The 12811-nt window shown below is 66.0% G+C and carries 9 protein-coding genes; 5 read left to right on the top strand and 4 right to left on the bottom strand.

Features of this window, described 5'->3' with window-relative positions:
* Positions 1 to 32 precede the first annotated feature (32 nt).
* A complete protein-coding gene (locus tag F1640_RS22630; RefSeq protein WP_124808292.1) occupies positions 33 to 1064 on the top strand; it encodes a substrate-binding domain-containing protein in 1032 nt (343 codons plus the stop codon).
* A gap of 2 nt (positions 1065 to 1066) precedes the next feature.
* Here F1640_RS22630 and F1640_RS22625 read toward each other — a convergent pair whose 3' ends face one another.
* Positions 1067 to 1951 carry a sigma-70 family RNA polymerase sigma factor gene (locus F1640_RS22625; RefSeq protein ID WP_124808293.1) on the bottom strand — a complete coding sequence of 295 codons (885 nt, stop codon included), beginning with the start codon at positions 1949 to 1951 and terminating at the stop codon, positions 1067 to 1069.
* Positions 1935 to 2381, bottom strand: coding sequence for a hypothetical protein (locus tag F1640_RS22620; protein ID WP_124808294.1), 447 nt, complete (start codon positions 2379 to 2381; stop codon positions 1935 to 1937). The genes F1640_RS22625 and F1640_RS22620 overlap by 17 nt, the downstream gene beginning before the upstream one ends.
* A gap of 968 nt (positions 2382 to 3349) precedes the next feature.
* Between F1640_RS22620 and F1640_RS22615 the strand changes: the two genes are divergently transcribed.
* The 4 genes from F1640_RS22615 (at position 3350) to F1640_RS22600 (ending at position 10918) form a co-directional block, all read left to right on the top strand.
* Positions 3350 to 4393: a LacI family DNA-binding transcriptional regulator gene (locus tag F1640_RS22615; protein WP_190287144.1), complete on the top strand. Its 1044-nt coding sequence runs from the start codon at positions 3350 to 3352 to the stop codon at positions 4391 to 4393.
* 150 nt (positions 4394 to 4543) lie between these two features.
* On the top strand, positions 4544 to 6844 hold the full coding sequence (locus F1640_RS22610) for a TonB-dependent receptor (RefSeq protein ID WP_190287146.1): 2301 nt from the start codon (positions 4544 to 4546) through the stop codon (positions 6842 to 6844).
* Positions 6845 to 6909: 65 nt separating this feature from the next.
* Positions 6910 to 8631: an arylsulfatase gene (locus F1640_RS22605; protein WP_124808298.1), complete on the top strand. Its 1722-nt coding sequence runs from the start codon at positions 6910 to 6912 to the stop codon at positions 8629 to 8631.
* A 49-nt stretch (positions 8632 to 8680) separates the two neighbouring features.
* Positions 8681 to 10918 (top strand): beta-glucosidase, encoded by a 2238-nt coding sequence (locus F1640_RS22600; RefSeq protein ID WP_124808299.1) that lies wholly within the window; start codon positions 8681 to 8683, stop codon positions 10916 to 10918.
* A 7-nt stretch (positions 10919 to 10925) separates the two neighbouring features.
* Here the strand turns inward: F1640_RS22600 and F1640_RS22595 are convergent, their stop codons facing one another.
* Both F1640_RS22595 and F1640_RS22590 read right to left on the bottom strand, forming a co-directional pair.
* Positions 10926 to 11858 carry a formylglycine-generating enzyme family protein gene (locus tag F1640_RS22595; protein ID WP_124808366.1) on the bottom strand — a complete coding sequence of 311 codons (933 nt, stop codon included), beginning with the start codon at positions 11856 to 11858 and terminating at the stop codon, positions 10926 to 10928.
* 56 nt (positions 11859 to 11914) lie between these two features.
* Entirely contained in the window at positions 11915 to 12709 is a 795-nt protein-coding gene (locus F1640_RS22590) for an enoyl-CoA hydratase (protein WP_124808300.1), read from the bottom strand.
* Positions 12710 to 12811: the final 102 nt, after the last annotated feature.

Below are 12811 nucleotides of genomic sequence, written 5' to 3'. Positions count from 1 at the left end.
GCGATCGCCCGGGCAAGCGTGCGGAGCAGTCGATGGACGGGGATAACGAAAGCGAACAGCCGCCGGCCCGCGTCCGCAATATCGTCGAACTGGCCCGGATTGCCGGCGTTTCGGCCAGCACCGTCTCGCGCGCTCTGGCCGGCAACCCGCTGATCAAGGCGAACACGCGCGAACGGATACAGGCGCTGGCGGAAAAGCACGGCTTCCGCCTGAACCAGATGGCCAGCAAGCTGCGCACGCGGGAGACCCGCGCGATCGGCGTGGTGGTGCCGCTGGGGCACGAACGGCGACAGCACATTTCCGATCCGTTCTTCATGACCATGCTGGGCCATCTGGCCGACGGGCTGACCGAATCCGGATACGACCTGATGCTATCGCGCGTGCTGCCCGATACGCCGGGCTGGCTTGATGACATCGTTGACTCCGGGTTGCTCGATGGCGTGCTGATCATCGGGCAATCGGATCAGCTCGATGCGATCGAACACGTCGCGCAGCGCTATCGTCCGCTGGTGGTCTGGGGCCAGCAGACCCCGGGCTATCAGCAATGCACGATCGGGTCGGACAATCACGCGGGCGGCAAACTGGCCGCCCGGCACCTGATCGCCAGCGGGCGCACACGACTGGCCTTCCTGGGTGATATCCGCCCGCCCGAGATCGCCGCACGCTTCGCCGGCGCCAGCGCTGCCGTGCAGGAAGCCGGCCTGCCCGCACTGGAAGCGCTGCCGGTACACTTGAGCGGCGAGCAGGCGCAGGAGGATATTGCCACCCGGATCCGCAGGATCGGACGCACGCTGGACGGCATCGTCTGCGCGTCCGACGTGATCGCGATGACCGCGCTGCGCGCGCTGACGGACGAGGGCCTCGCCGTCCCGACCGACATTGCCGTTACCGGGTTCGACGATCTGCCGATCGCGGCGCAGACGGTTCCCCGGCTGACCTCGGTGCGGCAGGACATCGCCCGGGGCGCGGGCTTGATGATCGGCGCTCTCGCCGCCCGGTTGCGGGGCGAAGACAGCCCGTCGGTCCAGATGACGCCCGAACTGGTCGTGCGCGACAGCGCGTAGCGCTATCCGCTGCTTGTGTCGAAAGCTGCCGCAAGATGGCGCAGCTTGTCAGGATTGCGCACGATGTAGATCGCCGCGATCCGCCCGTCGCGCACGTCGAGGGCCGTCGTCTGGAGCACATCGCCTCGATCGACGCTGACATACCCCGGCAGGCCATCGATCATGGCGGTGCGCAGCAGCGTCGGCATCGATGTATTTTTGCGCTTGAGCCCGGCGAACAAGCGCAGTGCCCGATCGATCCCCCGCACGATGTTGCGGAAGGCGATCACCTTGCCGCCGCCATCCGAATAGATCGCGACGTCGCGCGCGAGCAGCGCAGACAGCGCGCCCGCATCGCCCTCGCGCGAAGCGGTGAAGAAGGCCCGGGCGATCCGGTCCGCCTCGCGCGCGTCCACCGGGAAACGCGGGCGCGCATCCTGCACGTGTTTGCGCGCGCGCGCGGCAAGCTGGCGAACCGCGGCGGGCTCGCGCCCCAATGTCGCGGCGATATCGGTCAGCGCCACGCCAAACACGTCGTGGAGCAGGAAGGCGGCGCGCTCCAGCGGGGACAGGCGCTCCATCGCCAGCATCAGGGTAAGCGTCAGGTCGTCGGCGATCGTCTCGTCAGGCTCGGTGGTTTCCATCAGTGGTTCGGGCAACCAGGCTCCGACATAGGTTTCCCGGCGAACACGGGCGGACTTGAGCTGATCGAGGCAAAGGCGGGTGACGATGCGGGTCAGATAGGCAGCCGGAGCATCGACGCTTTCCGCTTTTGCCGCCCACCGAAGCCATGCCTCCTGAACGATATCCTCCGCTTCGCTGACGGAGCCGAGCATACGGTATCCCAGGCGCAACAACCGTGGCCTTTGAGCCTCGAAATCAGCGGCATATTCATCCCTGCTCGGCACGCGCGTCCTCCACCGAGTGCGGCCAGCACCTCTCCCGTGCCGTATCGCGCCATGCCCACAGCGCAAGCGCAGTCGTCAGTATAGCCGGCAACGTCACCGCGGGAAAATCCCGGGCGAGTGCGCCGGTGCCGCAGATGCCAACCACCACTTCCCAAAAGTGGAACAGCGCATGGCCCGCCAGCCAGAACGCGGCGGCGGACCAGAGCGGAAGACGCGCCGCCGGCCGCGCGACGCCTGCAAGCATCGCGATCGCGACCAACAGGAAAATCAGCCCGATGTCGCGCAGGAAATGCTGGTTGAACGGGCCGGTGGTGGTGACACCGGGCACCGCGAAGTACCATCGGGCGGGCGAGAGCAGCATGAAGAGACCGTTGACGGCGGCTCCGATGCCGAGCGCCGAGGCCAGCGCGAGCGGCAAGCCCCGGCTCATGCCGTCCTCTCCGGGGATTGAGCGGCGCGCCAATGGCCCTGCGCTTGCGGAAGGGCAACGACAGGGACACCGAACCGTCCCGCGCCGCCGACGATAACAGGCTTCATGTTCGTATCTCCCATGCGCAATGCTTGTTTGCATGACGAGATGACGGCGACGAGTGTGACATGGGCGATGGCGAAATGAAAGCTCGCGCTCGTCGATGCCTCTCCGGATATCCAGGCGGTGCCGCTCGCGGTACCCTCGATCGAGCCGGATGCACGCCCCTCCGCTTCGGATGGGGATTTCGCGCGTCCCGGCCGGGCGCGGCGTCCTTCGCTGCGCTGGCCGGACGTCGAGACGTTACCGCCCTGGCACGTGCGATTGGGCAACTGGTGGCGCAACCGGACCGCGCCGAGGGAGATGCGGCGCGCGCCAAGCAACAATCTGCGCGACTTGGGCGCACGGCTACGCGAGGCGTCGCCGCTGGTGCTATGGCCACAGGATGGCGTGCTGGCGTTGCGGTCAGCCGACGTGAACCATTTGCCCGCTCCGGTGGCGCGACCCTGGTCCGGGAAGTAGCGGCCCTTGACACGGTTCGCTCAGCCGCCGCCGTGGACAATCCGGTCATGAGACCTCCTCTCAAGGGAATTTCGGGCTACCACTGTCATTCGTCAGTGGACTGTTTTGTCGGTGCCGAAGCCATCAGCCGTTTGTTCGCCACGCTGCGGATCATGTACGCAAAACGGTGAGCCTGGGCCAAATTGCTTCGCGGCGATCTTGCCGCAGCGGTTTGAAGAGATGACGGGCCGCCCCTACAGCGGCGATCATCCGTCACTGGCCATCCCGACCGCTCTGGAGTAATTGCCCTCGGGCCATGGCCTCTGCCGCGGCGGGCACGGCAAGGGCGGCGGGCGTTCACGGAGCAGCCGCCTGAACCGTGAACCTTTTCTGCGGCAGGTGCTCAGGGGGAACGTTTGAAACGGTCTGTGACCATTGTCGACATCGCCAAACACGCCGGCGTGTCTTTCAAGACCGTTTCCCGCGTTCTCAACGGAGCGCCGACCGTGGCCGCAGAGCTGCGCGATCGCGTTGAACAGGCGATACGGGACCTCGACTACAAGCCGAACAGGGCCGCCAGCCTGCTGCGTGGCGGCAAATCCCATGCTCTGGGATTGATCATCGGATCGCATACGGAGATCCTCCACGCTTCCGAACCCGATCATCACATGCCCAGTTATGCTGCGGACGTGATACTGGGTTTGCTGCAGGCGTGCCACGCAGCAGAGCATCATCTGGTCATCGAGAACATCTCGTCCGTGGATGCCCGGATGTCGGGAGAAATGCTGCGCCGTTTTCTCGATCTGGTAAAGCTGGACGGCGTTATCCTGGTGCCGCCGCTGTGCGATATCGCGTGGGTGCTCGACCTGCTCGACAACGCGGCAATTCCGTTTGCGCGGATCAATCCCGGCCTCGATCTGGACCGCGGGCTGTGCTTCGTCATCGACAACAACAGGGCAGCGCACGACGTGGGAGAAGCCATTCTCGCGATGGGACATCGGCGGATCGGCTTTATCGATGGCCCGGAAAGCCATGCGGCCCAGCGCGAACGCAAGATCGGCTTCCTCGACATCGTCGGCAGCGTGGCCGGCGCCAGCGTGGAAGTGCGGCAAGGCAACTTCCTGTTCGCCTCGGGTTTCGAGATGGGGCACGAATTGCTGGCTCTGGCCGAGCGCCCCACCGCCATATTTGCCGCGAACGACGAAATGGCCGCCGGCGTGCTGGCGGCCGCCATCGAACGGGGAATAGACGTGCCGGGCCAGCTGTCGCTGGTGGGTTTCGGCGGGCTTGCCGTTTCCGCGCATACCTGGCCCCGAATCGCCACGGTGCGGCAATCGACGATCGAGATTGCCCGGCTGGCGGGTAACAGCCTGATCGAGCGTGACGCGCGAGACGGCGTGGCATGGGACCGGGTCGTGACGATGCCTTACGAACTGGTGCCCCGCCAGTCGATGGCCCCGGCGGCGCGCTGACAGCCACAGAAACAACCGTCAGTCCGTCCACTGTTGACGCGGATTTTGCGCAACACTATGCGTTTGAGACAACGTTGTCCCGAATCGCTTTGCGTCAGTGGGCAAACGAAATCGGACCGAACACAATTCGGTCAGACAAGGGAGGGTGTCATGAATTATCGCCGCAGAGTGCTGTCGCTTGGGAGCGTGGCGTTTTCGATCGCGATGCCTCTGTCCGTGCATGCGCAGCAAGTTCAGGATAGCGCGGCCGCGGATGGAGAAACCCCCAGCGGCGAGATCGTGGTGACCGCGCAAAAGCGCGAGCAGAGCCTGCAGAAAGTACCTGTTTCGGTTGCCGTGCTTTCATCGACCGTGCTGGCGGACAACCGGATCAGCGGCCTGGAGCAACTTTCGCAGGTCTCGCCTTCGATCAACTTCACCAACAGCGCCAACACGCGCGGGCAGGGGTTGTCGATCCGCGGCATCGGCACGCTCAACTTCTCGGACGGCGTGGAGCCATCGGTTTCGACGGTGGTCGATGGCGTGGTCATCGGCCGGTCGGCGGCTTCGTTCTTCGATTTCAACGACATCGAGCGCATCGAAGTCCTGCGCGGTCCGCAAGGAACGCTGTTCGGCAAGAATTCTTCGGCCGGCGCGCTCAACGTCGTCACCGGCAAGCCCGATCTGGACACGTCATCCCTGTCGGCCTCGGCCAGCTACGGCACGTTCAACGACGTTCGCCTGAAGGCCACCGGATCGGCGGTGCTGGATCCGGGCCGCGCGGCGCTGCGCCTCTCGGGCTTCCGCTCCACCGCCGACGGGATCATCACCAACACCGTTAACGGCCAGAAGCTCAACGGCAACAACAGCTGGGGCCTGCGCGGCAAACTGTTGTTCAAGCCGAGCGACGTCACCTCGATCTATCTCATCGGCGACTACGGCGAGAGCAACCGCAACTGCTGCGCGTCGACCGTGCGCTCGGTGCTGCCGACGACGACCTACTACAACGGCCAGACGCGCGCCGCGCTGCTGGCGAGCCAGACCCTCGGGCCGATCAACCGACAGGTCACGATCGATGGCGATTACTTCAACCGCCAGAAGACCGGCGGCGCCTCTGTCGAAATCAACACGGAACTCGGCGGCCAGACGATTACATCGATCACGGCCTATCGCGAATTCAGGGTGTTCGACAACAACGATCCCGATCTGGTTCCCCTGCCCGTCGTAAGCCTGAACAACGCCCTGCAAAAGCAGAAGCAGTTCACGCAGGAACTGCGGCTGACCTCGCCGGCCGGCAAGCCGATCGAATATGTCCTCGGCCTCTACTATTTCTGGCAGGACGTCACCACCCGCACGCAGGTGAAAGGCAATCTGACGGTCAATCTGCCGGCCGGACAATATCTCGGCAACCAGGTCGACCGCGACATTACCACGAAGAACGTGGCCGCGTTCGGGCAGCTCACCGGCCATCTGACCGACTCCCTGTCGCTGATCGGCGGGTTCCGCCTGACGTCCGAACAGGCGGTGGCGCACTTCAACCGCACGGTGCTGCCAGGCGCGATCGCGGCGATGCCCAGCCTGGGCGGCCCGGCCTACGTCACCCCCACGCTCAAGGCCACCGACACCGATTTCAGCTACAAGCTCGGCATCCAGTATCAGGCTTCGCCCGATGTGATGGCCTATGCCAGCTACACCCGCGGCTACAAGGGACCGGCGCTCAACCTGCTCAACAACCTGACGGCGGCGACGGTGAACGCGGGGCTGGCTGTGCTGAAGCCGGAGATCGCGCGCAATTGGGAAGTCGGGCTGCGCACCACGCTGTTCGACCGGAAGCTGACGCTGAACGCGACCGGCTTCTACGAAACCTTCACCAATTTCCAGGCGCAGACCTACAGCGCGGTGCTGACCTCGTTCCAGCTGACCAACGCCGGCAAGCTCGTGACCAAGGGCGCGGAAATCGAGGCGATCCTGCGCCCGATGAACGGCCTCAGCCTTTCGGGCAATCTTGCGTTTACCGACACGGAAGTGCGCGGGCTGGTCGTCAGCTGTTATCCCGGGCAGACCGCCGCGCTCGGCTGCGTGACCGGCCGGCAGGACGTTACCGGCCAAGCGCTGACCAACGCCCCCAAGTGGGCCTATTCGCTCAACGCCAGCTACCGGACGGACATCGGCGACAATCTGCGCGGCGGTGCGAACCTGTCCTTCACCTACCGGTCGCGCACGCTGTTCAGCTTCCGCGATCCCAACACCGCCCAGCCCGGCTACGGCCTGCTCAACGGCAGGCTGTCGATCGAGACGCAGGACGGGCGCTACAGCCTTGCGGTGTTCGGCAAGAACCTCACCAACAAGCATTTCGCCACGCTCATCGGCACCGGACTGCTCGATACCTCGGCAACCGGCGCCGGCTATACCCAGTTGCTGACTCCGGACGCCTTCCGCACGTTCGGCGTCGAAGCGGCCGTTCACTTCTGATGCCTATCGCGGGGAGCGTCGGCACGTGCGCCGGCGCTCCCCGACCGTGCAGGAACGCCTGACCCATGCAGCTTTCCCGACGTCACTTCGTCAGTGCGCTCCTCGCCACGACCACCCTGGGGACCGCGCCCGCCCGGGCCATCGCGGGCAAAGGGCCGCGCCCCAACATCATCACGATCGTGCTCGACGACGTGGGCTATTCCGACATCGGCTGCTTCGGCTCGGAAATCCGCACGCCCGTGATCGACAGCCTCGCCAAGACGGGCCTGCGCTACGTCCATTTCGATACCAAGGCCGTGTGCGCTTCCACGCGCGCCGCGATGTTGACCGGGCGCAACGCGCACACGGTCAACATGCCCGACGTGCCCGATGTCGCGGCGGTGACCCCCGGCGATCCGCAGATGGCGCACCTGTTCCGCCTGCCGGGCAATGCGCAGACCATGGCGCAGGCCTTGCAGCGGCGGGGCTATGCCACCTGGGCGATCGGGAAATGGCATATGATCCCGATGGCCGAACTGGGCGCGGACGCCCCGCGCGAAAACTGGCCGTTGCAGCGCGGTTTCGACTATTTCTATGGCTTCCCGCGCGGCTGGACGGACCAGTATCGCCCCGAACTGGTGGAGAACAACGGCTATCTGAAGCGGGATTTCCCGGAGGGCTATCACCTCTCCGCCGATCTGGCCGACAAGGCGATCGGCCTCGTCTCGAACCATCTCGACCGGAACCCGGCCGCGCCGTTCTTCCTGAACCTGGCGTTTGGCACGGCGCATTCGCCGATCCAGGTGCCGCGCGAGTACTCGGCACCCTATGACGCGGTTTACGCAAAAGGCTGGGACGCGATTCGGGAGGAGCGCTTCGTCCGGATGAAACGGATGGGGCTCATCCCCGAGAACACGCTGCTGCCCGCGCGGGAATCGCGTGATCGCGCTTGGGCGGATTTATCGGAAGACGAAAAGGCCGTCTTCGCCCGGTACATGGCGGTCTATGCGGGCTTTATCGAACATTGCGACCGGCAGATCGGGCGGCTGCTCGATGCCCTGCGCGACCGGAAGGCGCTCGACAACACGATCATTGTGCTGTTGTCGGACAACGGCGCGGCTTCCGAGGCCGGTCAAGCGGGCTTCTTCGACGGCCTCTATCGTGCGAACACCGCTACGCCGGCCCAACAGCGCGCCCGTCTCGACGAACTGGGAACCGGCAAGACGCAGGCGGAATATCCCCGCCCCTGGGCGATGGCGGGAGACACGCCTTTGCGGCGCTACAAGCTGTGGCCCTATTCGGGCGGAACGCGCACCCCGATGATCTTCCACTGGCCGCGCATGGTCCGCGATGGCGGCGCGATCCGCCGGCAATTCGTCGACGTGATCGATATCGCGCCCACGCTGCTGGAAGCGGCGCAGGCCCGCTTCGACGCGACCGTGGAAGGCGTGCCGCAGATCCCGGTCGCCGGCAAATCGTTCCTTCCCACCGTGCGCAGCCGCAAGGCGCCGGGCCGGCAGGTGCAGTATTTCGAGCTGCGCGGCAACCGGGCGATCACCAGCGGCCGCTGGCGCGCCGTGGCGCTGCATGACTGCGACCAGCCCTATGCCAACGATCGCTGGGAACTGTTCGATCTCGACAGCGACTTTTCCGAAAGCACGGACCTCGCGTCGCGCTATCCGGCCAAGGTTGCCGAGATGAAGAGGCTGTGGGATGCGCAATGGGCCATGTATGGCAGCGGTGCTCTGGCGCAACCGGGCGCGCTGACGTGCCGGTATTCGGATATGTTCGACCGGCGGCCGGAATGATCGCCGGACGCGCGCCGACTGGATAAGACAAGAAACGGGGACGGGAACGATGAACAGGACAATGATGAAAGCGGGCCTTGCCATCCTGCTTGGCACGGCCGCCACGGCGGTCGTGGCGCAGGACCGGGTTGCAGCGGCCGGAAACGGTCCGGCCGCACCGAACAAGGCCGGCGAAGACGCGCTGCGCCGGGCCGACGCAACGCTGCGGCAGATGACACCGGACGAAAGGACCGTGCTGACCCACGGGATCATGCCCCTGCCGGTCGGCGTCAGTCCGCCGCCGATTCCGGCGGATGCCATTCCCGGCGCCGGCTATGTCGGCGGCATCGCCCGGCTGGGCGTTCCCGCACTCAAGGAAACCGACGCCAGCCTTGGCGTGGCCTACGTGTTCGGGCTGCGCCGCGATGGGGCCACCGCGCTGCCATCGGCCCTCGCCATGGCATCGACCTGGAATCCCCTCCTGATCGAACAGGGCGGCGCGATGATCGGCGCCGAAGCGCGCGCCAAGGGCTTCAACGTGATGCTGGGGGGCGGCGTCAATCTGATGCGCGATCCGCGCAACGGCCGCAATTTCGAGTATTTCGGCGAAGACCCGCTGCTCAGCGGCACGCTCGCCGGTCATGCGATCCGGGGCATCCAGTCGAACCACATCATCGCCACGATCAAGCACTTCGCGCTGAACGGGCAGGAGACTGGCCGCAAGTTCGTCGATTCCCGAATTTCCGAAGGCGCGGCGCGCGAAAGCGACCTGCTGGCCTTCCAGCTCGGCATCGAGATCGGCAATCCGGGCTCGGTGATGTGCGCCTACAACAAGGTCAATGGCGACCCGGCCTGCTCCAGCAGCTGGCTGCTGAACACGGTGCTCAAGCGCGACTGGGGCTACAAGGGCTTCGTGATGTCGGACTGGGGCGCAGTGCCCGATCTTCAGGCGGCGATGAACGGGCTGGACCAGCAATCGGGCGGGCAGCTCGACAAGGCGATGTTCTTCGATCGCCCGCTGGCCGAAGCCGCCGCCGGCAAACCCGCATGGGCCGCGCGGCGTGATGACATGAACCGCCGCGTGCTCTGGGCGATCTACGACAACGGGCTGGACAAATTTCCCGTCAGCCCCGGCGGCAAGATCGATTTCGACGCGCATGGCAAGATCGCGCAGGATACCGCCGAACAGGGCATCGTCCTGCTGCGCAACGAACGGGGAGCCTTGCCGCTTGCCGCTTCGGCCAAAAAGATCGCGGTCATCGGCGGATACGCCGACACCGGCGTTGTCTCGGGCGCGGGCTCAAGCCAGGTGCAGGGCCAGGGCGGGCCGGCGGTATCGATCCCGCTGGGCGGAGGCAGCGGTTTCGCGGCCTTCATTCAGGAGGCCTATCACCGCTCCGTGCCGCTGAAGGCGATCAGGGCGCAAGCCGGCGATGCCGCCGTTACCTATCGCAACGGCCGCTACATCTCGGAAGCGGTTACGCAGGCGAAGCAGGCCGATGTCGCGATCGTGTTCGCCACGCAATGGTCGACCGAAGGGTTCGACCAGCCCGATCTCACGCTGCCCAACGGGCAGGACGCGCTGATCGCGGCGGTGGCGGACGCCAATCCGAACACGATCGTCGTGCTCGAAACCGGCGGACCGGTGCTGATGCCGTGGCTTGGCAAGACCGCCGCGGTGATCGAGGCATGGTATCCGGGGGCACGGGGCGCGGAAGCGATTGCGAACGTGCTGTTCGGCAAGACCAATCCATCGGGCCGCCTGCCGATCACGTTCCCGGCCGCCGAAAAGCAGCTTCCGCGCGAAAAGGTCGATGGCTTCGACGTGCTCGAACCCGATTTCACCGGCAATCCGCCGCACGCGGACATGGCCCTTGTCGCCAACTACGACATCGAGGGCTCCGACCTCGGTTACCGCTGGTTCGCCCGCAAGGGGGAAAAGCCGCTGTTCCCGTTCGGCCACGGCCTGTCCTACACCACCTTCGCCACTAGCGGCCTCAAGACCGATGGCGCAACGGCCACGTTCACGGTCGCCAACACCGGCCAGCGCGCCGGCGCGACGGTGGCGCAGCTTTACATGGTCACGCAGGCGGGCGCGCGCCGGCAGCGTCTGGTGGGCTACGCACGCGTCGATCTGGCGGCAGGCGCATCGCAACCGGTCACGGTCACGATCGATCCGCGCCTGCTGGCGGACTGGAAGAACGGCGCATGGTCCATCGCCGGCGGCGATTACGGCTTCGCGCTAGGCGAAAACGCGGACGCGCTCAGCCCGGTCGTCACCGTGCGCATGAAGGCGCGGCGCTGGTAGGCGCCGATTACCCCGGGCGCACCACGCAGCGAAAGCCGATGTGCGTGGTGGAGGTATCGACCATTTCCGGGTGGCGCGCCGCCGGGCGGTAGCGCTGGCAATAGTTCGCCGCGCAGAGGTGCGATCCGCCCTTCAGCACCTTGCGCCCGATGCGCACCGCCGGCTGCGCCGGATCGTAGCTGCCCTTCAGCTTGCCGCCGCGCGGGTTGGAAACCGTACAGCAGGAACCCTTCGGCTTCTTGGGATCGGCTTGCGCCGCATGGTCGCTCCACCAGTCGCAGGTCCATTCCCAGGTGTTGCCGATCATGTCGTAGAGGCCATAGCCGTTGGGCGGAAAGGACCGCACCGGGGATGTCCGCTCCCATCCGTCCAGGCACTGGTTGGCGAAAGGGAACAGGCCCTGCCAGTAGTTCGCCAGCATCTGCCCGCCGGGCGCCAGTTCGTCACCCCAGGCGTATTCGCTGCCTTCCAGACCACCCCGCGCGGCATATTCGTATTCGGCTTCGGTCGGCAGATCCTTGCCCGCCCAGCGCGCATAGGCATCGGCATCCGCCCATGCGACATGCACAACCGGGTGGTCCCACAGGTCCAGATCGTCCAGCGAACTGCCGGGGCCAAGCGGATGGCGCCAGTCCGCCCCGAATTCGAAGTGCCACCAGTTGCCCGGTGCGCTCATGTCCACCGGCCCGCGCGTCTTGCGGAACACCAGCGATCCGGCGCGGTCCATGCCCGGCAGCATATCGGGATAGTCCTTCGGATCGGGCGCGATCTCCGCCTGCGTCACATGCCCCGTCGCCTCCACGAAGCGCGCAAACTGGCGATTGGTCACCGGCGTCTCGTCGATGTGGAAGGCATCGACCTTCACGCGGCGCAGCGGCGCTTCCTCCGGATAGAACGCTTCCGATCCCATCGTGAAAGTGCCGGCCGGGATGGCTATCATTCCCGCGTGCAGGTCCGTCACGGCTTCCAAACGCTCTTCCTTCCCCATCGCTACGCTTACACGCCCGCCCATACCGGCGCCCGCTTTTGCAGGAAGGCGTCGATCCCCTCGCCGGCGTCCTCCTCCATCATGTTCCGCGCCATCACTTCCGTGGCCAGTTCATAGGCATCGGCGCGCGGGCGTTCGCGCTGGGCATGGAACAGCGCCTTGCCATGGCGGATCGCGGCGGGGCTCTTGGCCATGATCGTCCGAACGAAATCGTCCACCGCCGCATCGAGATCCCCGCGCGCAACGGTCCGGTTGGTCAGACCCCAGCTCTCCGCCGTGGCCGCATCGATGAACTGCCCCGTCACCAGCATCTCGAACGCGCGCTTGGCCGGTACGTTGCGCGATAGCGCGACAGCCGGCGTCGAGCAGAACAGGCCGACGTTGATCCCCGAAACGGCGAACCGCGCATCGGAGGAAGCGACCGCGAGATCGCAACTGGCGACGAGCTGGCATCCCGCCGCCGTGGCGATGCCGTGCACGCGCGCGATCACCGGCACCGGCAGGTCGGCGATGGCCTGCATCACCTCGGTACAGGCACCGAACAGATCGCGATAATAGGCAATGTCGGGCGTGGCGCGCATCTGGCGCAAGTCATGCCCCGCACAAAACGCGCGGCCCGCGCCGGACAGCACCACGCAGCGCGCCGCGGGATCGGCGGCCACAACGGCCAGCTCGGCTTTCAGCGCCGCCAGCATCTCCTCCGACAGCGCGTTGAACTGCGCCGGGCGGTTGAGCACCAGATCGAAGCGCCCCCGATCGCGATGCACGAGGACGAGGGGGTCATCTTGGCTGGCAGACGTCATCGTGCGGGCATCCTCGATCCTGTTGTGGCCGACACCGGATTTTGCTTCGTATAGCGTACAGCGACTGCGAAAAACCGATTTTGCGCCTTGCCGCCGCCGCCC

Origin of the sequence: Novosphingobium sp. NBM11, from assembly GCF_015390225.1 — a bacterium.
Taxonomy (GTDB): Bacteria; Pseudomonadota; Alphaproteobacteria; order Sphingomonadales; family Sphingomonadaceae; genus Novosphingobium.
Note: the sequence above shows the minus strand (reverse complement) of the source record. Positions and strands in the feature narration are given on the sequence as shown.